We start from the raw sequence: 22,095 nt of genomic DNA on the forward strand, positions 1-22,095 counted from the left end.
TATTTTTAAACTTTTTATGGCTCGTGAATTCTTAGGCGAACTCTGTTAGCAAATTCTGGAACTCGATTATTATTTTCTAAGTTATCAAGAAGTTCATTAACAGTATGAGGTGGTGGTTTTAAACCCTCAAACTGCTTCCTGATTATCTCAACCATCGACTCTGGATCTCGATCGAAAAGCTCAGTCAGAAATACATCCGGGTGCTGTGCCTCAATGCCATAAGGTTCCAAAGCCTCCGTTGGGAAGTGTTTGAGGTTATCTGTGACAATAATCTGAGCCTTTGCAATGATAGCAGCAGCTACAACATGACGATCGCCCGGATGATTTGTCATTGCTTCCACCAAACGTGCAGGCACTTCGATCATTGCTTCAGTAAAAGTGTTCTTGATCATCGCCTGAAAACGTGCTGCTTTAATCTCTGTCATTCTTCGTTTTTTTACAAGATTGCGAGTAGCACCATCTAGAATTTCTTGTGAAAAATAAACGCTGTATAACTCAGCCTCCGCAGCACACAGTAGCGTATCGCATAAAGGCATAGGGAAAATGACACAGGAATCTAAAACAACATAAAGAATGTCCATATTAATCAGCTAAATTGGATATAGATTCTTCGTAAAAACCCTCATCTTGCAGAAATTGAGTTAGTTCCTTAAGTCCTTGGCGGCGCTTGACTTTTCGCTGTTCCTTGTAGGTCATTAAATCTTGGAAAAGTATACGCCGATGGGAACCAACTTTGATATGGGGAATTTCTCCGTTTTCCAGTAATTTGACTAAAAATGGTCGCGAAACATTAAGAATGTTAGCAGATTCCTGTGTTGTTAGTTCGCGATTGTGACGCACGATGGAAATAGCTTGACCTGATGCCATTGCGCGCACAACTTGACCGAGTACAGTGTAAACTGATTCGGGAATGGCAATTTCTTCTCCATTACTTGCCACTAATTTTAGTTGTGAAGATTCGAGGCTGAGAATCTGGTCTAATTGGGCTATTGATTCTTTTTCTTGTTCTGGAATCAAAACCGACTCTGGGGACTCTTTTTGCTTCAACATAGCAAGTCTCTCTTTTGATGTGTTTTTGTTTGATTTATGTAGTTCGCGATCGCACTCCGGCTAAAGAAACCGGGTTTTTTCGAGAATCTGCGGGCTGTAACGATGTATTTTCGTAAAAAACCCGGTTTCTGGCTACCCGTGTATAACTCTTCCGGCACATACTCAGTTGTTTTCACGATAACACTTTTCGCGTCACAAACGCAATATCCGAAACAAACGAAATATTAAAATTTGTAGCAAGGTGTGCCGTGTGAACACCGTACTAACTGCTAACTATGTGGGGGAGGCTTTTCAGTACCGTACAATCGATCGGATTGAGTGATATTATTTGCGATCGTTTTTCAAGTCATAACTTGATAGATTGCAGGTCGATATTTAGGTTCAGGAATGGTTTTTCCCTCAGCTTTTGCAGCTTCTAGCCATGCTGCTTTAGTAATCTGTACTTCCTGCAAAGCTGCTTCTGGAGTTTCACCAAAAGCAGAGCAGTATTTTAAGTCAGGAATATCCGTAATATAACCCTCGTCTTCGCTGCTGTAGAAAATATTTATGTGATAGTCTTTCATGGTTCATCATCCTCAATTGTGAGAGCGTACTCCTCGATTGTGGTTCGCTATCTCTTGATATTAAAAAATTACGCAATCTGTAATCGTTTCCCCAAGGTCTGAGGTTCTGGTAGAGGTTTGCCATCTTCTTGATAGAGTTCAATCAATGTTTCTAACAATTCTTGTCCGTGTTTTGCTGCTTCCTCGTAAGTGTGTCCGTGAGTGCAAGGCTGCATGACATCGGTAAACTCAGGTAAGCTGACAACAAAAAGTTTATCTTCTTCTGACCACTCGATGATGAGACTGTAATGGCTATTCATTCTTCTATCTCCTTCAGCTTCTGCAAATCCGATATTACTCTTTTTTCATGATAATTTGGTGCATCATCGCCATCATTACCTGACAGTGTAATTTTTTCAGGTAATAAAGGGTGTTCCCATACAGTGTGACTGCCCTTTCCCTGTCGGTAAGTAAACCCTGCTTTTAGTAATAGGCTTTTTAATTCTCTGATCTTTTTAGGCATGAGTGAATTGTAGCGTAGATTGAAATAATCGTTCTAGCTTCTTAGTTGCTGGCAATGGTTTACCTTCAGCTTGACAACTCTCGATTAGTAATGCCATAACCTCTCGCGCATTGTAGATAGCTTCTTCATAAGAATCTCCGTGAGTTACAGGCTGCATTACATCCTCAAATTCCGGCAAAAACACGATAAAGCATCGATCGCCCTCTGACCAGTGGATAACAACTGTATATTTCATGATTCTGTCTCCTCTGCTTCGATTTCCCTAAGCACCTCAATTGTTTCGTTGACTAACTTCTCTAAATAATGTTTGTAACAATTCTTGTCCGTGTTTGGCGGTTTCCTCGTAAGTGTGACCGTGAGTGCAAGGCTGCAAAAACTCAGTAAATTTACGCAAGCAGACAACAAAAACTCGATCTTCTTTTGACCATTGGACGATCGGACTATAATGGCTATTCATGGGCTATAATACTTAAAATTACCAAGCTCACTTAAATTATATGAAATATAAAAATGGATTATTTAAAATGGAATAATTCAATCGCAGCTCATTTTTTCAAAAATGAAATGGCAGGGCGCAGCGTTCACCTGTATGTCACAGAGGAACTCATAACGGGTATTGGTCAAGAAAGCGGTGCTGATTTCTCAGATTTTATTGCAGCTATCAAAACAGGGCCTCATGGGGTGACAAGGCAGGGTTTGTGCGTGAAAGCCTTACAAAGCCGTGATAATTGGCAGCAGCGAGAATTAGACTATCCGCCTTATATCGCTTATTTAGCGCTATTTGTCTTAGCAGCCGGTATTGAAGGAACTTTTGCCACCCATTCTTACTATCCGCGCTTGCGAACATTACTAGGCGAAGAACCTACCACAGGGCAGTATCCTTCATTTGACAGGATGTCGAAACTCTGGGAAGATTTAGAAAAGTGGTCTAATGAAGACAAATCTGGCGAATTGGGTATCTTTAACAGCCACAGCATTGGCAAGAGAAAGCACATTGGACTGCCGATCGCCCAAACTCTCTTGACTGAAAAAGAACGTCGCGCACTCCCTGCTATTTTTGCCGCTGCTGACTTAGATCCTATTTCATATCCCGCTGAGGGAGCGATCGCACTTTTATTAGCCAAACACGGCCGCACACAACTGCGAAAACGGACGCTGGATTTGTTAAAAGAAACCAGAGACAGCGACGAAATTCGCCAAGCATTGCTCGAATGGATTATTGATGAATTGCGCGATTGGGATGGAACTGCTGAACTTTATGATCGAACGCAGATTTACGGAATCTTGAGATTGTGCTGTAAACTCGATTCAATTGCCAAACGCGCTACCCTAAGCTTGCGTTGCAGTACCAAACACGAATTTCCTGAAGACGATTTTTTGTTATCTTTAGAAGATAATTCTCAATCCTTTTCCTGTTCCGAATATAGCAGTGTTTGGTCTTCAACATTAATATCTGAATCAGACGGAAAAACGGTTTCTGCTTCAGACTTTAATTGGCGGGAAGGTGTAAAAATGCGATCGGCTGACTCTAAATGGTGTTTTAAACTGCCAGCATCGCCCATTCGAGTATTCGTTAAGGGAGAGACTGAGGGATTGCCCGGTTTAGTGGAAGTGCGACAGTTGCCCACTCAAAAGCCATTTTATTTAGCGGCTCATCAAGAGTGTTTAGAATTGCTGACAAAATGGGGAAAATTGAGCTGTCAAGGCTTTGAAAAGTTGCAAATAATAGATGGTTTGCCCAGTGGGTGGCACTTGTTCAAAGCGCAGGCTGCTTGCAGTGACGAACTCATTAAACAAGAATACCCAATCTTAGCTTTCCCGACTAATGTACGGCTAGAGTTAGCTGGAGGAATCCGCCTGGAAAGAGGCAATAAGTTCTTTAACTTTGCCCCGCCAAAATTATTTTTACAAGGTGGTAGCGAATCAATAAAAGTATATTGCAATAATCAGCTATTAGATAGCAGAAACTCAGCAGGTAATTATGAACTGCCAGCCGATACTCCAGCGGAAACGAAGTTGCTAATTGAAGCACGCAGTGGAGAGGATATTATCAGGCGCTGTTCTCTGTTATTAGTAGAAAACTATTCTTTGCCATCCCAAAGCAACGCGCCACAGTTCGATCGCTTCGGGTATCGCCTGACTCACGCAGATAATGGAACCGCGGGCGTTGCAGGTGCATTGGTGCAGAATGTTGTTGATTTCCCTCCCTTTAACTTCAACACTTGTTTGCCAATACAAGGAAAGCAGCGGATCTTATTTGTAGGCAAACAAGCAGGTCAAATAGTAACTTTGCCTGGGGAATCGCTGCCTACAGATTGGGAGCCTGTTTGGGCTATTTCCAAAGGTCGCCATCGCGGTCAAGTAATGTTTTGTGGCACTAATTTATCCGACTCAGAACCGGCAATATCCAAGTGCAGAAACCGCAAGAAAATGCGGGAGTGGAAAGAAATATTGTGGCACGATCGCAAGATAATTTCCCCGCCCGATCGACAAGAGTTAAGAGTATTGTGGAAAAAATTTCAAAAGGAGGCAGAACGTGTCTGAAACTAGCGAAAAACTGCTCTACGTTATTTCAGCAAAAAAGGAACTTGCTTGGCTATCCTTTAAGGAAACCTTTGATTATTTATATAATCTTGAGACGGGTGTGAAGGAGGAAAACACAGACAAAGACGGAATTAAGAATAAAAGATTGCAAGCAATTCGCGCCCTCGATTCTCTGGGTCACTGTGACTTTAATTTTAGCGATGATAGCAGCAAGAATAAGGTTTATGCTGCTCCTCCAGTTTTGGTGCGGTTGCCTTGTACTGGCTTTCCTCAAGCCATTTTAGCAGGAGCGCGATCGCCCAATACTATCCAACAATTATCAAATGCTTGTCAGTCGGTGGGACATCACATCAAGCTGGAAGTCACAGAACAATCCAGTGAATTAGGGCTGATACCTAAGCGAGTGGCTGTACAAGCAGAGGATGTGAGCGAATTACAGGCGATCGGCAATTCCCTTAAAATACCATTCATGGAAACCCCTTCTGCTTGGTCTTTGCTGAATTTTGCCGCCAGTATTGACGATTACTTAGCTACCCTCGAATGGTATAATTACACAGAACTCAACTGGCAGAGCAAAACCTTTGACCCGATTTCTTTACAATTTCAATCCATAAAAGAAACCGATTGCCCCCTTCGCCTTAGCCAATACAGTCACCCATCACGAAACACCAAAGTTTACTATCTGTGGCAAGATGCAAAGTGTGCGGAAATAGACCTCGATTGGGGAAGGTATGCTATTCTCAAAGCACTGCGGCGGAATGTTCTTATCTACGACAAACGCAGATTCACTATGGCAGTACCCGCTAGCGCTAACCTGCCGCGACTTTTAGAAAGAGCCTTAACCCTTTGTTCTGGTTATGCACCAAAATATGAAAAAATGCCGCGTGTTCTGCCGCCAATTCAGGGATTTAATTTATTCACCGCTGTTCCGCCTCAAATAGCAGAAATGACCGCAGCTAAATTAGGGCAAACACTTTTACAGCAATCTTTAAGTATAACATAGTGAGGTAATTTATGCACGACCCAATTAACGCCTTTAACACAATTCGTGACAACTTTTTACTGTACATAAAAACCGCTTTCGGAACTCAATTCCCCGAAATAGAACAAGAACGCGAAAGACTGCTGCGCCAACCCGGTGCATTCCATCAAGAACCCTGGATTGAACCGATGCCCAGCTATCAAAAATCAGGTAAAACCATCCATGATTTAGATATTTCAAATGTACCGGGATTGGATGAAACTGCCCTTCAAGACTTTAAACAACTTGCCTCCTGCGGACTTGTAGGCAATTACGAACTGTACAGCCACCAAATCCAAATGCTGCGACAGGCATTAGAAGGTCAAAATGCTGTAGTAACGGCTGGTACTGGCTCAGGTAAAACCGAATCTTTCTTGTTGCCCCTGTTTGCTTACCTTGCCAAAGAATCCAGAACCTGGAATGCTCCAAATCCTGATTTTCCTCATCTCAATGACTGGTGGAAAAATCAGGATTGGCAAGACGAATGTAACCCACGAGTAACAAAAAATCGCAGTTTTAAAAGGTCTTATCGCGTTCCTCAAAGAAGTCATGAAAAGCGGGATGCTGCCGTTCGAGCCCTAATTTTATATCCCATGAATGCCTTAGTTGAAGACCAGCTAACTAGACTTCGCCGCGCCCTCGATTCCGATTTAGCTAGAGATTGGTTTCAAAGTAATAGAAAAGGCAACCGAGTCTATTTTGGGAGATACAACGGCGTTACTCCCGTACCGGGGCATGAATACAAAGAAAATCGTAAACCTAATGGCAAAAAAATAGAAGAACTCCTGGAAGCAATGCAGCAGATGCAGTTATCAGCCGATCGCGCTAGCGAACACGCCGATCGCACTGGCGATGAAGATGTGAGGTTCTTTTTCCCGCGTTTAGATGGATCAGAAATGCGCTGCCGCTGGGATATGAAAGATTCCCCGCCAGATATCTTAATCACCAACTATTCTATGCTCAGTATCATGCTGATGCGCGATATCGAGCGAGATATTTTTGAAAAAACAAAGGAATGGTTAAACAAAGATGGTAGCGTCTTTCATTTAATTGTTGACGAATTGCACTTGTATCGCGGCACTTCGGGGACAGAAGTGGCTTATTTGTTGCGGCTGTTGCTGCAACGTTTAGGGCTGCATCCAGGTCATCCAAAATTGCGGATTCTTGCCTCTAGTGCATCTTTGGAACCAGACGATCCAAAAAGCTTAGAATTTCTGAATCAATTCTTTGGTGCCGAATGGAATTCTGAGCAAATTATACCGGGTCATTTAGAACAAATTCCACCAATTGAAGGTCAAGAGTTTCTGGATAGCGAACCGTTTATCGCTTTGGCAGCAGCACCAGAAATTAACAATGCAGAAACGTTGCAGTCAACGGCTGTATACAATGCTTGCCGCCAAATTGTGGAATCTGAAACCGCGCAGGTTGGGGCTAGAATGGTCGATGCTTGTAACATTGATGGCAAAATTCGTGCCGTATCGATCGCGAATTTTGCTAAAAATATTTTCGGCGATGACTTATCCGATGAAAACCTCAGATTCGCAGTAACAGGACTTCTAGCCACTCGCGGTTTATCAGACCAAGAATCTTTGCCATCTTTCCGGATGCACTGGTTTTTTAGGAATATTGAGGGGCTTTGGGCTTGCACTAAACCGAATCACGGATGCGAAGAAAATGAAATTAGTAAAAATCGACCAGTTGGCAAACTATTTGTCGAAAATCCTCCCATACTTTATGACGAGTACCGAGTTTTAGAACTGCTTTATTGCGAACAGTGCAGAACAGTGTTTTTTGGGGGAAATAGGCTGACAAGACAGAATAATGACGGATGGGAACTTTTGCCTACGGAACCAGATATTGAGGGAATTCCTGACAGAAGAGCTGGACGATTTATTGAGCAGAGGACTTACAAAGAATTTGCTATATTTTGGCCTTCTAGAGAAATCCATGAAGATTCAGAGCGTTGGGGACAGTCTAAAAAAGCAGAGTCAGGTCACTGGAGCAAAGCATGGCTAGATACTCGCAGCGGTATAGTTAGTTTGGACGCTCCTAATTCATCTGATGACTTGATAGTAAAAGGTTATATTTTTTATCGACCGAACCTGCCACCAGAAAATGAGGAAAAAGTTAAAGCTTTGCCTTCAGTTTGTGCTTGCTGCGGTGCAGACTATAGCAAACGAAAGTTTCGCAAGTCTTCAATTCGAGGGTTCCGCACAGGTTTTTCTAAAGTGAGTCAATTACTTTCCAAAGAACTGTTTTATCAGTTACCGGAAGATGCAGAATCCCGCAAATTAGTTGTATTTTCTGACAGTCGCGAGGATGCCGCTTCTATATCAAATGGCATTGAGCGATCGCACTACGACGACCTGGTACGAGAAGCACTTTTTGATGAACTTGGGCTACTCGCTATAGGCAAATCGCACCTATTAGAAGATATTCAACAATACGGTCAGCCTACTCGTCCTGAAGCCCAGTTATTTGCTCAACGTAACCCAAAAGTTGTTGAAGAGTTACAAAAAGCTATTAAAAATGTTAACAAACCTTGGCCAGAAGGTCTGGATTCAGAAGATTTGGAAATGTATCAAAATCGGCAAGATAAGGCTCAGAAGATCCTCAACGAAATTCAGAAAATAGTTAATACCCGCACAGTTCCTCTCAGCATAATGTTTGAACCCGACAATGAAGCTCCTGACAATGAAGATCGTGACAATGAACCTCCTGGTTTGCTCATACAGCGATTGAAAGTGTTGGGGGTTAATCCTGCTGGTAATGATCTCCATTACCAGGAATTTGAATACGACAGTAAGGAAGATAATCATTGGACAAAATTTTTTGATTTTTCCTCTGATACCGCAGGATGGAAATCTAATTTGTCTACTGGCGCAAAAACAAGCCGAGACAACGAACTTCGAGAGAAAGTAAAATCCGAGATATGTGACACACTTTTTAGTCGCATATATTTTGGGATTGAAGCATCGGGATTGGGTTATATTCGCCTTAATTTACCCCCAAATAAATTAGAACAGCTAGCCATTCAATGCGGAGTTTCAAGCTCAGTATTTGAGAGCATTGGCGATGGCGTATTGCGAATTTTAGGTGAATTGTACAGATATCCAAGACAACCTCAAGAGTATCCGCTAAATGACTGGAAAGACTGGGGTGATGCGCGCTCAAACTTGCGGAATTATATTAAAGAGTGTGCAAAAGCTTGCGGAATTTCAGAACGGGAATTGAAACCAGCATTATGGTCAGCTATTTGCACGCAGGGTCAACACCACTACTTAATACTTGATCCCCGGCATTTATCTGTACGAGTTGCTGTGTCCGATGACCCCGTGTGGCAGTGCGAGTCTTGTCAGCGCCATCACCTGCACCGCGCTGGAGGTATTTGTACTAATTGCTTGGCACCTTTATCGGCTGAACCTAATAAAATTTGTGAGGATTTGTACGATCGCAATTATTTCGCCACCCAAGCTGTAAATAAGCGTCAACCGTTGCGGTTGCACTGCGAAGAGTTGACCGGACAAACCGACGATCAGGCCGAAAGACAGCGGCATTTCCGCAACATCATCGTGAATTTTGACAAACAAAAAAGAGATTTTATCCCAGAGGTAGATACTATCGATATTCTGAGCGTCACAACCACAATGGAGGTGGGCATTGATATTGGCAGTTTAATGGCTGTTGTGATGGCAAATATGCCTCCCATGCGCTTTAATTATCAGCAGCGTGCGGGTCGCGGGGGTCGTCGCGGTCAGGCTTTCGCTATTGTACTGACTCTCTGTCGCGGTCGATCGCACGATGAGTTTTATTACCGGCATCCTGAAAAAATTACGGGCGATCCGCCGCCGGTTCCTTTTCTTGCTATGTCACAAATTGAGATAGTCCAGCGCCTCCTAACCAAAGAATGTTTGAGACGAGCATTTATTGCTGCTGGTGTCAACTGCTGGGAAGTTGAAAAACCGCCTGACAGTCACGGTGAATTTGGCACAGTTGAAAATTGGCGGAACACTGAACAACGCCGCGATCAAATTTGTAATTGGTTGAAAATTTCTTCTGAAGTAACCCAGGTCATAAATTCTCTGCTAGTCGGCGTTGCAGGTATCGATCGCGATCAATTAGAAATCTATGCACGTCAGCAGTTGTTTGATAAAATTAATGAGTGCGCCAATAACTTAGAATTGATTGGAGATGGATTAGCAGAACGCCTAGCTGAGGGCGGGATTCTGCCGATGTACGGGATGCCTTCAAGAGTGCGCGATTTGTACCATCACGATCCGTCTAGAGAACAGAAAGTTCCTACTATCAATCGAGATTTAGATTTAGCCGTCGCGGAATTTGCCCCCGGTTCCGAAAAAACTAAAGACAAGCGAATTTATACCGCGATCGGATTTACAGCGCCGTTAATTTCAGGCGGTAAACACGGGTTAGTTGCTGCTGGCAAACCTCTGAGCGATCGCAAATGGATGTTGAGGTGTCAGCGCTGCCAACATACGGCCACCTCTAATACAAAGTTTGAAAATACAGTCTGTCCGAAATGCGAGGCAACTGACGAACAGGGATTTCGAGTTTTTCAGTGGGCTGTCCCTTTAGCTTTCCGTACCAGCATCAATCCTGGATCTGACGCGAAAGAGGAATACGATGTGTTAATTACAGGTGCAGGTAGCGTCGCCGAGTCGCAGCTTCCAGGTGTTAAATTAGTAAATAACACGAATACTCAGATAGATTTTTCTGCGTCGGGCCGCGTTTTCCGCGTCAATGACAATCGAGGACAGCTATTCAGAGGAGCAATCGGAAATGCCACATTTGGACGCGGTGACAAACTCTTACCCGATCAGTGGATTGATGAGAGATTCCATAATAAAAATGATAAGTGGAAGTTCCAAAAGCAGGGCGAATTAGAGGCGATCGCCATAATTGCCCCAAAAACCACTGGCGTACTGCGAATTAAACCCGTTGCTGTACCGAATGGATTGTGCCTCGATCCTATTGCACCGGGTTCTGCTGTCAAAGCTGCTTTCTACTCAGCCGCTTTCATGGTTCGTGCTGTAGCGGCACAGGAGTTAGATATCGATCCAGAAGAATTAGACATCAGCGGTTTGCGACAGGTTGAATTAGAGGATAAAAAAGTAGGGGAAATTGTAATTAGCGATCGGCTGGCCAATGGTTCTGGATTCACTTACTGGCTAGCCGAACACTGGGAAGACATCCTTACAGACAAAATTCTGAATTCTCAAAATAGCTTTGCTGAGGCAATTATGTCTCCTGAGCATCGCGACAAATGCGACTCTTCTTGTTACGATTGCTTGCAGCAGTATCGCAATATGAACTATCACGGTTTGCTGGATTGGCGTTTGGGGCTTTCCTTGCTGAGGGGATTGGCTAGCAGTGATTTTCAATGCGGATTAGATGGGGATTTTTCTACTCCAGACTTAGAAAATTGGGTACAGACAGCAACTAAACTGCGCGATACATTTTGTGCTTCGTTTAGTTGTTCTGGGGAACAGTTCGGCACTTTACCGGGTTTTGTCGTGGGCGATAAAAGGGTGATTATTGTTCATCCTTTGTGGAACAAAGATAGCCCTCAAGGTTTATTGAATGAAGCGATTGCTACACTAGAGCCGTCCGCTCAAGTTCGATACCTAGATACATTCAATCTCCTGCGCCGTCCAAGTTGGTGCTATCAATCGCTAGATGATTAGATGGAGGTTTCAAACATTACCAGATTAGATGGTGGAAGACTTAGGCAGGCACTGTATATGTTGAAATTACTGTAGCCGATCGCCATTTCCCCCATTTTTACCCGATCGCCCTTACCAACCAGACCTATCCCCAGTGCCACATAGCGGTACAATAGTGAGATCGCATTCCCTAATTCCCAACCGTGATAGAGCGCTACACTTTGCCCGAAATGGGCAACATCTGGACTGAAACCGCCAAGCTAAAAACCTGGCTACAAGTAGAAATTGCTGTCTGCGAAGCTCAAGCCGAACTCGGCTACATCCCCGCCGCCGCAGTCGAAGAAATCAAAGCTAAGGCTAATTTTGACCCCAAACGAGTCCTCGAAATAGAAGCCGAAGTCCGCCATGACATGATCGCTTTCTTGACAAATGTCAACGAATATGTAGGCGATGCCGGACGCTACATCCACCTCGGCTTAACCAGTTCCGATGTGCTCGATACCGCTTTGGCGCTACAGTTAGTCGCTAGCGTCGATATTTTGTTACAACGTGTCGAAGAATTGAGTCAAGCTATTCGCTATCAGGCTCAACAACATCGCAATACTGTGATGGTTGGCCGATCGCACGGAATTCACGCCGAACCCATCACCTTTGGCTTTAAACTAGCAGGATGGCTGGCTGAAGTCTTTCGCAGCCGCGCGAGATTAGTCAATTTGCGATCGTCGATCGCAGTCGGCAAAATCTCCGGTGCAGTCGGAACCTATGCTAATATTGACCCGCGCATTGAAGCGATCGCCTGTCAAAACCTCGGACTCGAACCCGATTGTGCATCCACTCAAGTCATTTCGCGCGATCGACACGCCGAATACGTCCAAACCTTAGCACTCTTAGCCGCATCGATCGAGCGTTTCGCAGTAGAAATTCGCAACCTCCAACGCACCGACGTGCTCGAAGTCGAAGAGTTCTTTTCCAAAGGGCAAAAAGGCTCATCCGCCATGCCCCACAAACGCAACCCAATTCGCTCCGAAAGACTCACAGGAATGGCGAGAATTGTCCGCGCCAACGCCGTTGCAGCCTTAGAAAATGTTGCACTTTGGCACGAACGAGACATCTCTCACAGTTCCGTAGAACGGATGATTTTGCCAGACAGTTCTACTGTTACCCACTTCATGTTAGTAGAAACCACAGACTTAGTAAAACACCTGCTAGTCTATCCCGAAAACATGAAACGAAACATGAACCTTTACGGCGGAGTCATCTTCAGCCAACGGGTGATGCTAGCCTTAGTCGAAAAAGGCACGAGTCGCGAAGATGCCTATAAAATTGTGCAATCTTGTGCTCACGAAGCTTGGAACAAATCTGAAGGCAATTTCTACAATTTGATTGCTAAGGACGATCGGGTAACAGCTAAGATGACTAGCAAAGAAATTGATGATTGTTTCGATCCGCAGTATCAATTGAGGCACTTAGATTTAGTGTATCAGCGCTTGGGAATTTGAAAATACTTTTAATTTCCTAATTTGAATCGGGCAAGTTTTTCCACCAAACTTCTTTGGGATCAATTATACCAAATTCGGCTTTGATATCCCCTTTATTCTTCAGTCCGCGGAGGCGGACTTTGTATGTGTAGAAGCGATTTCAATCGCCGATTGATAAAGGGGGTAACGAACCCGGACTTGGTATTACCAATCCTCATGGGGTAAGGACATAAATTGCATCTTTGCCAAAACAGGATCTAGTTCAGAGGACTCTTCAGAATAGACTTGATTGAGTTTGCTCAAAATTCGATCGCGATTGTATCGTCGTAGATATGCTTGCAATGCTTTTGTATAAAGCTCACTGCGCGATAACCCTAACTGACTGGCCAATGTCTCGGCTTCTTCAAAAACTAAATCGGGAAGTGAAATTGCAGTTTTCATAGTTTATCCTGCTGTCACTGTTACTACATAATATTGATTATACCACAGAAAAATCACCTCAATCTCTTCTCTAATATTCGCCATCAAAACAGCTATGAAATTTAATCGTTTTGGAAAATATCCGATCGCCTTTATGCTAGTATTGCTATGTGCGATCGGTCTGCACCAACCAATATTTGTCCGCGCCCAAGAACCGCCAAGAGTGGAAATTACCCAACCAGAACCAAGCCCGATCGCACCTGAAAGCATTTTCATGAGTCAACTTCCCAGTTGGGCGCGACTTGTTGACATCCGCACCGTAAATCGCAACATTCGCCTCGATATTCGCTACGCCACAGCTAACAATTTCTTGAAACGAAAACTTTACACAGTAGCAAAATGCGCTTTAAGAGCTTCTGTTGCTCAAAAATTAGCGCTAGTTCAAACAGATTTGGAAAAAATCGGCTTGGGTTTGAAAGTTTACGATTGCTACAGGCCTTTTTCTGTGACTAAGCAAATGTGGGAATTTTTGCCAGATCCGAACTATGTTGCTAATCCTGCTAGGGGTTCGCGGCACAATCGCGGTGCGGCTGTGGATTTAACTTTAGTCGATCGCACTGGCAAAGAATTAGAAATGCCAACGCCCTTTGACGATTTTACCAAAAAAGCTCACAGAGATTACAACGGTGGCAGCGCGCAATCTCGGAAAAATCGTCAAGTGTTGGAAGATGCGATGAAAAAACAGGGATTTATTGGGATAAGCACAGAATGGTGGCATTTTGATTCGGAAGATTGGCAGAAGTTTGCGATTTTAGATGTTTCGCTTTCTGAAATCCCTTAATTAGCTACACATCAAGACTAAAGAAACCGGGTTTTTTCGCGAATCTGTGGTTTGCTACGAAAATACTTCGCAAAAAACCCGGTTTCTGGCCACCCGTGAATATGACTTACGCATCAAGACTAAAGAAACCGGGTTTTTTCCCTAATCTGTCGTTTACTGCGAAAATACTTCGCAAAAACCCGGTTTCTGGCCACCCCTCCATCCAATAAAAGTTTAACTTTATCGGACTCGCACATAAAATTCGTATTCGTATCCCCGGAAATTTGAGTCTAGTTCAAATCTGTAATTTCCAGTAACTGGTATTTTGCCAGTCCACTCTGTTTCATTTCCTTGATGAGAATTTCCTAAAACTTTGCCACTAGGAGTCAGAATGAGTGGGAAAACATCTTTCCGATTCTTAACAGTCATGGTTTGACCTTTTGTGGCGCGAATCCTGTAAGAGTGGCTGCCGCCGCCGATGATTCGACCTTTAACAATTGCTTCGTCTCCCCCGGGCCGAAAATTAATCTGCTGGTTGACGTTAGAACAACTGCTTTCAGTGCGATTTTTGGCAATCCAACCGGGCGGTTCGGTAATTCGCAGCCAACCGTTTTGTTCTTCGGCGACTGAAACAAAGCGATTATTTGGGAGTTTTCCTACTATTTTGCTGTCGGTTACTTGCGGGCGCGATCGCACATTCAGCGGTGGACTCGGATCGCTGACTACAGCCATACTGATTTTGCAACCAGAATTTGGCGGTGTGACAACTACTGGGCCAACTTTTTGCGGAGAGACTCCGGCGATTAGCGAGGGTTGAAGTGCGACGCTGTTGGGTGGTTGAGATTGAGATGTGGCAGATTCTGGGGCCTGGGTTTGTACTTGCAGAGGTTCTGGTTGCCCAGGTTCGGGGTTGTTCGCCTCAACGAGTGCGATCGGGTTTATGACGGTGGTTGGGGATTCTGCAAGGGGGGGATTGGATTGTTTCATTGCACCCGACTGTATAGTTGCAGTAGCCACTCCTACGGCTGTTGCTAGCCCTGCTAAGCCTGTGATGATAATTTGAGTAGAAGTAAATGACATAAAAAACCCCTCTGTATTTATACTGATAATTTTTGTTTTGGAGTTGGCGCGAGGCTAGAATTTTTATAGGGAAAATACTTGGTTAGGGCAGATTTATCTGGATTTTCCGGGGAAAATTGGCGCGCTCGCCATTCCATATATAGTGAAAATACTTAATCCGGGCTGAGGTTTCCGCATTAGTTCCTAAAATTTAACCTGAATGATTGTCACAATCATTTCACTCCATCTATACTTGACACCTGTAGTGATGGTACTGTTGCTGTGAGCCAGTTGCGCGCAAATCTGGCAAGATAAGCGCCCAGCGCGAGGTGCAGTTTTAGCTAAAATGTCAAGATTCATTCCTTTGAGATTACAACCGCCTCGCGATCGACTGCTTTCGGAGGTAAAGCGAGAAGTCCAAGCAGGGCGATCGCAGTCTTTGCACGCTGCTGTGCTGGCTAACCTCAGCCAAGACTCCCAGCCTCTCGGTGTTAGCCGCTGTTGGGATGTGGAAGTGAAAGCCGGAAACCGCCCGAGTTTTCGGCTTCCTCCCAAAGCTAGCATTTCTCAAGTGTTCGATCGCACCAACGGCAAATTGGTCATTTTGGGAGCCACGGGTTCCGGCAAAACCACGACGCTGCTAGAATTGGCTCTGGTGTTAGTTTCCCGCGCCGAACAAGACGCTAGTTTGCCAGTACCGGTGCTGTTTGAACTCGGATCGTGGAAAGCAGAATCCGGGGCGATCGCAGATTGGTTAATTGCTCAACTTCAGTACAAATACGGCATTCCTGCCGCTGTGGGCAAAAAATGGCTTGCAGAACAAAAATTACTGCCTCTACTAGACGGTTTGGACGAAGTGGAAAGCCACCGCCAAGATATCTGCATTCAAGCAATCAATCAGTTTGTTGACAGCGAATTTAAACCCAAACATTTAGTAGCTTGCAGCAGTTTTGAAGTCTATAAAAACTGTCAAACTAGATTTAAATTGCAAGCAGCAGTTTTGCTGAAACCTTTGACAGAAACTCAAATTCAAAACTATCTGCTCGAAGCCAGAAGCCGCGAACTTTGGTACAGCATTGAGAAAGAGCCGGAGTTGCTGAAATTGGCAAAATCTCCCTTGTTGTTGAGCATGATGGCTCTGGCTTACGATGATATTTTGATCGAATCTTGGAAGCGCATAACTTCCGCAGAAGAACAGCGCAAATATCTTTTAACTGCCTACATTCGCCATCAAATGACTGGGCAAGTCAAGCAGTATCCCAGAAATAAGGAACTGCGGCCCGAACAAATTCGCAAATGGCTGGGATGGTTGGCGATCAGGATGGAACAACAAGGAATTCAAGAATTTTACCTCGATCGCATCCCGTCGAGCTGGTTGCAAACAGGCGAGCAGCAGCGGAACTATCAGTTTGGGGTTAAGCTGGTTGGCGGGCTGATTTGGGTGATTTTGGGATTAATTTTCACCCTAGTCTCCGGGTCGATTTGGGGGTTGATTGCGGGTGCTGCGGCTGCGGTAATTAGTGCTTTGCTGCCGCCAATTCCGGCGATTGATAGTTTTATGTTGCACCTCGTGCTGTGGTCTAGCGGCTATATTCCTTGGGATTACAAGCGTTTTCTGGATGCTGCGGGCGATCGACTGTTGCTGCAACAAACGGGCGATCGGCGCTATCGATTTATCCACGATTTGTTGCAAAAACATTTTTCAGAAATCTAAATTGAGGAGCTTGACAAAATTTACTATTTATGGTATTAAATGATAAAATTTTAGGTATAAATTGGAAAATTATCGAGGACAGCTATTTGAGCAAAAAAAAAATATAATAAATGTAACTGTGGAGGAAACCTAAATACCCAATAGCCAAATATTCGCCAAGCGAAAGGAAACTCAATGACTGTAAAATTCATTCTGAGCGAATACGTTGACAAAGCAATGGACGAGGCGAGTTATGACAAACTTGAAGATAATAGCTTTGTCGGTAAAATTACTGTTTGTAAGGGAGTCATCGCCTTTAGTTCAACTTTAAAGGAGTGTCAAAATGAGTTACGATCGACTTTGGAAGACTGGATTTTGCTCGGGTTAAAATTGCGACACCATTTGCCAGTCATTGACAATATTGATTTAAATCAGGAGCCTAGCCTTGAGCCGTTGGACACCTTGTAAGCGTCGAGAGTTAATCCAGAAATTGCGACAGCTAGGCTTTGATGGCCCTTTTTCTGGAAGTAAGCACCAGTTTATGATTTATCAAGAGTATCGCTTAACGATTCCCTCTAATGATGAGTATTCTGTCCCTCAGTTACGGATGATGATTCGGGAGGTAGAGGAGATTACAGAAAGGCAAATTACTCTAGAACAATGGAATAGCTTTTAATTCGCCTTCATCTACCGATCTCAAAAAATAGAATATCCCGATCCCCGAATTGTTGAATAAATCGGGGTTCTAAGAGAACTTTGGTGGTATTTTTGCCATCTGAAATAGCTGTTCCGCACTAAATTCTAATCCATCAAAAAGTGGATCTTTTAACAGTGTATCTCCCATATAAGTCTGCGGTGCTGCATCGGGATAAAAAACTGTAATACTTCTAGCCTTGCTATCTACTACCCAAACCCGCAACACCTTAGCATCTAAATAATTTCTCGTTTGAGCTGCTAAGTGACCAAAAGTTTGTTCAGGTGAAATAATTTCTATGACTAATTCTGGGATTACAGGACAGGCTTCATCTTGATTCCAGTCAGGAGATAAGCGTTGGTAAGAAACATATAAAAGGTCTGGGACTGGAACCCAATCTCGCCCCATTCTGGTCAATTTTACCGCCCATTCTACACCAATTTCTCCTTGTTCCTCACCCCACTGTTCGAGGATTTTTATTAAGCTTCTGGTGAGGCGAGAATGATTTTTTTTGGGTGACATCTTCGGTACTGCTCGATTGTCAATAAATTCGTAAGTAATATCGCCTTCTCCTTCGGGGAGAGCGAGAAACTCTTCCAGAGTTAGTTCAGTTTTTGTCTGGAGCATAATATTCCTCTGCTGTGGGCAGGCAAGTTAGGATTATTTTAACTTAAATATTGATTGACATAAGAGAAATGTTATGATATGTGTTGGCAAAATCTCCTGTCTTAACTGCCAAATGTGCGATCGCATCCTTATCCGCACCCCAAAAGGTTAAGATTCTAATCTAACCATCCTGCAATCATTGCTTCACCTCCTATGGCAGAAACCCTACTGTTCAACGCGCTCCGCGAGGCGTTAGACGAAGAAATGGCCCGCGACTCAGCCGTATTCGTACTCGGCGAAGACGTAGGTCAATACGGTGGTTCCTATAAAGTAACCAAAGACCTCTACGAGAAATATGGCGAGCTCCGAGTGCTCGATACCCCGATCGCCGAAAATAGCTTTACAGGCATGGCAGTCGGCGCAGCAATGACCGGATTGCGCCCGATCATCGAAGGCATGAACATGGGCTTTTTGCTCCTCGCCTTCAACCAAATTTCCAACAACGCCGGAATGCTGCGCTACACCTCCGGCGGCAACTTCAAAATGCCGATGGTAATTCGCGGCCCCGGCGGTGTGGGCCGGCAACTCGGCGCTGAACACTCTCAGCGGTTAGAAGCATATTTCCAAGCAGTACCGGGTTTGAAAATAGTCGCCTGTTCGACTCCCTACAACGCCAAAGGACTCTTAAAATCAGCCATCCGCGATGATAACCCGGTGCTGTTTTTCGAGCACGTCCTTCTGTACAACCTCAAAGAAAACTTGCCAGAAACAGAATATTTAGTGCCGTTAGACAAAGCCGAAATTGTGCGATCGGGCAAAGATGTCACCATCTTGACATATTCCAGGATGCGGCACCACGTCCTGCAAGCTGTGCCCGCACTGGTCAAAGAAGGTTACGATCCCGAAGTAATCGACCTAATTTCTCTCAAACCCCTGGACATGGAGACGATCGGCGAATCCATTCGCAAAACCCACAAAGTAATTATTGTAGAGGAGTGCATGAAAACAGGAGGCATCGGTGCCGAACTAATTGCCTCAATCTGCGATCGATATTTTGACGAACTCGACGCACCAGTTTTGCGACTGTCTTCACAAGATATTCCCACACCTTACAACGGCAATTTAGAAAGACTGACAATTGTCCAGCCCAATCAAATAGTCGAAGCAGTCCAAAAAATGGTAGCTTTGCGAGTATAAATAGTTATTGGTTATTGGTAATTTGTTGTTTGTTATTTTTTATTTGTTATTTGAAAACCGAAAAAAAGATCGGGACGAACCAATAACCAATAACAAATAACCAATAACAAATAACCAATAACCAATAACCAATAACCAATAACCAATAACCAATAACCAATAATTAAGTATGCAAAAACAACGTTCAATATTAGCCCTAATTTTTGTTTTAATCATCGCCGCTATTACTGTAATAGTAACAATCCCCACGCGGCTGGGATTAGACTTACAAGGAGGGTCGCAACTCACAATTCAGATAAAAACTACCAAAGATATCCCGAAAATTGAAGAGCGGGATCTAGAAGCAGTAAGGCGAATTATCGAAAACCGAGTTAATGGTTTGGGAGTCTCCGAATCAGTTGTACAAACGGTAGGCAACGATCAAATTCTGGTTCAGTTACCAGGAGTCAGCGATCCGCAACAAGCGGAACGGGTGCTGGGCGGTACAGCACAGCTAGATTTTCGGCGCGAGACACCGCAAGAAGGAGCTTTTTTGAAGGTCAGGAAAGAGGAACTTCTCGGACTGTTGGGAAAGCAGCAGGAGTTGCAGGCAAAAGGAGATGCTAAGGCTCTTGCCGACAACCAAAGTGCGATCGACAAAAAGAATCAGGAAATTAAACAACTCACCGCCAACCTTTACGAACGTACCGAGATCACCGGCAAAAACCTCAAAGATGCTTTCGCCGCATCCAATTCATTAGGTAACACCTATGCTGTAGCGCTACGCTTCGATACCGAGGGGGCCGAAAAGTTTGCCGAACTGACCAAAAGCATTGCTGGTACAAACCTCACTCTAGGCATTTTTGTAGATGACGAACTGATCAGCGCTGCGACTGTTAGCGATCAGTACAAGCAAAGTGGTATCACAGGCGGTAATGTCGAAATTTCGGGCAACTTTACAGCACAGAAAGCTAATGACTTGGCGGTGCAATTACGTGGTGGTGCTTTACCTCTACCAGTCGAAATTATTGAAAACCGCACTGTCGGTGCAAGCTTAGGACGAGATAGCATTCAAAGCAGTATTAACGCAGGTATCGGCGGCTTAGTTTTAGTCTTGATTTTCATGGTTGGTTACTATCGACTCCCCGGCGTAATTGCCAATATTGCTCTGTTAATTTATGCTTTGTTAACTTGGGCAGCCTTCGTGCTGTTGGGAGTAACTTTAACGCTGCCGGGAATTGCTGGTTTTGTGCTCAGCATCGGTATGGCTGTGGATGCTAATGTGCTGATTTTTGAGCGCACGCGGGAAGAGTTGCGATCGGGAAAGACGCTTTATCGATCGGTCGAATCTGGTTTTTACCGCGCTTTTTCCAGCATTTTAGACGGCAACGTCACAACGCTGATTGCTTGTGCTGCGTTGTTCTGGTTGGGGGCTGGTTTAGTCAAAGGGTTTGCTGTAACCCTAGCATTGGGCGTGGCAGTGAGTATGTTTACTGCTCTTACTTGCAGCCGCACTCTACTTTTGGTAGTCTTGGGCTTTCCCGGATTGCGGAAACCTCAGTGGTTTTGTCCCGGTTTGTCGAAAACTGTTAATAGTTGACAGTTGGCAGTTGGCAGTTGGCAGTTGGCAGTTGACAGTAGTCAGTTATTGTAGGGTGCGTTTACTGTCAGAATGTTTTGACGACAGGCTACAAATTTTCCCCCTGACGCACCCTACGGTTAGTTAACTTCCTTCTTCTTATCCGTTACATCCGTTACATCCGTTACACAATCCGTTGCCGAACTTCCCTCTTCCTTCTGACTTCAAATTTTATGCAATTCAGTGTTATCAAACAGCGATCGATCTGGTGGAGTATTTCCGCCGCTATCATCCTTGCAGGTATAGTATCGATGGCGATTTCTTGGACTCGTCCCGACATCCGCGCACCGCTGCGCCCCAGTTTGGACTTTATCGGCGGCACTCGGCTGCAATTTGAACTCGACTGCACGAAACCCGAAAATTGTAAACCCATCGATATTGTCAGTGTCCGCCAAATTCTAGACTCCCAAGGTTTGGCTGGTAGCAGCATTCAAGTTATCGGGAAAGAACAGCGCGGTTTGTCGCTGCGCACAAAAACTCTGGATGTCGAACAGCGCACTAAGTTGCAAGCAGCTTTGAGCGAGAAAATAGGCGCTTTTGCTCCTCAATCTATTCAAATTGATACGGTTGGGCCTACCCTCGGCAAACAGTTGTTTACTTCGGGTTTGCTGGCTTTGTTGCTTTCTTTTGCTGGCATTACTCTTTATCTAACGTTCCGATTTCAGTTAGATTACGCCTTTTTTGCTTTTGTTGCTCTGTTTCACGATGTCTTAATTACGCTGGGCATTTTCTCAATTTTGGGTTTGGTTATAGGAGTGGAAGTTGACAGTTTATTTGTGGTCGCGCTCTTGACAATTATCGGTTTTTCTGTTAACGATACAGTGGTAATTTACGATCGCGTGCGGGAAGTAATTAAGCTGAATCCCGGACAGTCGATCGATCAAATTGTCGATGATGCCGTGATGCAGACGCTGGGAAGGTCGATCAACACGACTTTTACCACGTTGCTAACACTGTTTTCAATCTTTTTATTTGGCGGCGAAACCCTCAAATACTTTGCTTTAGCATTGATTATCGGCTTTATTGCCGGTGCGTATTCGAGTATTTTTATTGCCAGCACGCTGCTAGCTTGGTGGCGCAGTCGCACGGGCAACTCCATCGCCATCCCTGTAGAAGCCATCAATCCGTCAGAGGAAGTTTAATTGTCAT

At 44.3% G+C, this 22,095-nt stretch carries 20 protein-coding genes; 10 read left to right on the forward strand and 10 right to left on the reverse strand.

Features of this window, described 5'->3' with window-relative positions; all coding sequences use genetic code 11:
• Positions 1-14: 14 nt before the first annotated feature.
• The 7 genes from QUB68_RS15825 to QUB68_RS15855 form a co-directional block, all read right to left on the reverse strand.
• Positions 15-581, reverse strand: coding sequence for a PIN domain-containing protein (locus QUB68_RS15825; RefSeq protein WP_332994064.1), 567 nt, complete (start codon positions 579-581; stop codon positions 15-17).
• A gap of 1 nt (position 582) precedes the next feature.
• On the reverse strand, positions 583-1,050 hold the full coding sequence (locus tag QUB68_RS15830; RefSeq protein WP_332994066.1) for a helix-turn-helix domain-containing protein: 468 nt from the start codon (positions 1,048-1,050) through the stop codon (positions 583-585).
• Between the two features lie 341 nt (positions 1,051-1,391).
• Entirely contained in the window at positions 1,392-1,613 is a 222-nt protein-coding gene (locus QUB68_RS15835) for a type II toxin-antitoxin system HicB family antitoxin (protein ID WP_332994069.1), read from the reverse strand.
• A gap of 68 nt (positions 1,614-1,681) precedes the next feature.
• Positions 1,682-1,912 carry a type II toxin-antitoxin system HicB family antitoxin gene (locus tag QUB68_RS15840; protein WP_332994070.1) on the reverse strand — a complete coding sequence of 77 codons (231 nt, stop codon included), beginning with the start codon at positions 1,910-1,912 and terminating at the stop codon, positions 1,682-1,684.
• Positions 1,909-2,115: a type II toxin-antitoxin system HicA family toxin gene (locus QUB68_RS15845; RefSeq protein WP_106148795.1), complete on the reverse strand. Its 207-nt coding sequence runs from the start codon at positions 2,113-2,115 to the stop codon at positions 1,909-1,911. Before QUB68_RS15845 ends, QUB68_RS15840 begins: the two co-directional genes overlap by 4 nt.
• A complete protein-coding gene (locus QUB68_RS15850) occupies positions 2,108-2,350 on the reverse strand; it encodes a type II toxin-antitoxin system HicB family antitoxin (RefSeq protein WP_332994074.1) in 243 nt (80 codons plus the stop codon). Before QUB68_RS15850 ends, QUB68_RS15845 begins: the two co-directional genes overlap by 8 nt.
• Before the next feature lie 36 nt (positions 2,351-2,386).
• The gene (locus tag QUB68_RS15855; protein WP_332994077.1) at positions 2,387-2,572 is read right to left on the reverse strand and encodes a type II toxin-antitoxin system HicB family antitoxin; all 186 of its coding nucleotides are present in this window, start codon (positions 2,570-2,572) and stop codon (positions 2,387-2,389) included.
• Between the two features lie 53 nt (positions 2,573-2,625).
• On the opposite strand from QUB68_RS15855, the gene QUB68_RS15860 reads away from it, so the two are divergent.
• From QUB68_RS15860 to purB, 4 genes are all read left to right on the forward strand, one after another.
• Positions 2,626-4,659 (forward strand): hypothetical protein, encoded by a 2,034-nt coding sequence (locus QUB68_RS15860; RefSeq protein ID WP_332994079.1) that lies wholly within the window; start codon positions 2,626-2,628, stop codon positions 4,657-4,659.
• Entirely contained in the window at positions 4,652-5,662 is a 1,011-nt protein-coding gene (locus QUB68_RS15865) for a hypothetical protein (protein ID WP_332994082.1), read from the forward strand. Before QUB68_RS15860 ends, QUB68_RS15865 begins: the two co-directional genes overlap by 8 nt.
• 11 nt (positions 5,663-5,673) lie before the next feature.
• Entirely contained in the window at positions 5,674-11,382 is a 5,709-nt protein-coding gene (locus tag QUB68_RS15870; RefSeq protein ID WP_332994085.1) for a DEAD/DEAH box helicase, read from the forward strand.
• Positions 11,383-11,564: 182 nt separating this feature from the next.
• A complete protein-coding gene (gene purB, locus QUB68_RS15875; RefSeq protein WP_332994087.1) occupies positions 11,565-12,860 on the forward strand; it encodes an adenylosuccinate lyase in 1,296 nt (431 codons plus the stop codon).
• Positions 12,861-13,043: 183 nt separating this feature from the next.
• Here purB and QUB68_RS15880 read toward each other — a convergent pair whose 3' ends face one another.
• A complete protein-coding gene (locus QUB68_RS15880) occupies positions 13,044-13,280 on the reverse strand; it encodes a hypothetical protein (protein ID WP_332994090.1) in 237 nt (78 codons plus the stop codon).
• 94 nt (positions 13,281-13,374) lie between these two features.
• Here QUB68_RS15880 and QUB68_RS15885 point away from each other — a divergent pair, with 94 nt between their 5' ends.
• Positions 13,375-14,100 carry a M15 family metallopeptidase gene (locus tag QUB68_RS15885; protein ID WP_332994093.1) on the forward strand — a complete coding sequence of 242 codons (726 nt, stop codon included), beginning with the start codon at positions 13,375-13,377 and terminating at the stop codon, positions 14,098-14,100.
• A gap of 219 nt (positions 14,101-14,319) precedes the next feature.
• Here QUB68_RS15885 and QUB68_RS15890 read toward each other — a convergent pair whose 3' ends face one another.
• Complete coding sequence (locus tag QUB68_RS15890) at positions 14,320-15,159, reverse strand: SH3 domain-containing protein (protein WP_332994096.1); 840 nt, start codon at positions 15,157-15,159, stop codon at positions 14,320-14,322.
• 325 nt (positions 15,160-15,484) lie between these two features.
• On the opposite strand from QUB68_RS15890, the gene QUB68_RS15895 reads away from it, so the two are divergent.
• On the forward strand, positions 15,485-16,852 hold the full coding sequence (locus QUB68_RS15895; RefSeq protein ID WP_332994098.1) for an NACHT domain-containing protein: 1,368 nt from the start codon (positions 15,485-15,487) through the stop codon (positions 16,850-16,852).
• 174 nt (positions 16,853-17,026) lie between these two features.
• Positions 17,027-17,299 (forward strand): type II toxin-antitoxin system HicB family antitoxin, encoded by a 273-nt coding sequence (locus tag QUB68_RS15900; protein WP_332994101.1) that lies wholly within the window; start codon positions 17,027-17,029, stop codon positions 17,297-17,299.
• Between the two features lie 277 nt (positions 17,300-17,576).
• On the opposite strand, the gene QUB68_RS15905 is transcribed toward QUB68_RS15900, so the two are convergent.
• Positions 17,577-18,152 carry a Uma2 family endonuclease gene (locus QUB68_RS15905; protein ID WP_332994104.1) on the reverse strand — a complete coding sequence of 192 codons (576 nt, stop codon included), beginning with the start codon at positions 18,150-18,152 and terminating at the stop codon, positions 17,577-17,579.
• A gap of 192 nt (positions 18,153-18,344) precedes the next feature.
• Here QUB68_RS15905 and QUB68_RS15910 point away from each other — a divergent pair, with 192 nt between their 5' ends.
• The 3 genes from QUB68_RS15910 (at position 18,345) to secF (ending at position 22,088) form a co-directional block, all read left to right on the forward strand.
• Positions 18,345-19,328: an alpha-ketoacid dehydrogenase subunit beta gene (locus QUB68_RS15910; RefSeq protein ID WP_332994107.1), complete on the forward strand. Its 984-nt coding sequence runs from the start codon at positions 18,345-18,347 to the stop codon at positions 19,326-19,328.
• A gap of 169 nt (positions 19,329-19,497) precedes the next feature.
• Positions 19,498-20,907 carry a protein translocase subunit SecD gene (secD, locus tag QUB68_RS15915; RefSeq protein ID WP_332994109.1) on the forward strand — a complete coding sequence of 470 codons (1,410 nt, stop codon included), beginning with the start codon at positions 19,498-19,500 and terminating at the stop codon, positions 20,905-20,907.
• A gap of 212 nt (positions 20,908-21,119) precedes the next feature.
• Positions 21,120-22,088 carry a protein translocase subunit SecF gene (gene secF / locus QUB68_RS15920; RefSeq protein ID WP_332994111.1) on the forward strand — a complete coding sequence of 323 codons (969 nt, stop codon included), beginning with the start codon at positions 21,120-21,122 and terminating at the stop codon, positions 22,086-22,088.
• Positions 22,089-22,095 lie beyond the last annotated feature (7 nt).

The organism is Microcoleus sp. A006_D1 (assembly GCF_036702805.1).
GTDB lineage: Bacteria > Cyanobacteriota > Cyanobacteriia > Cyanobacteriales > Microcoleaceae > Microcoleus.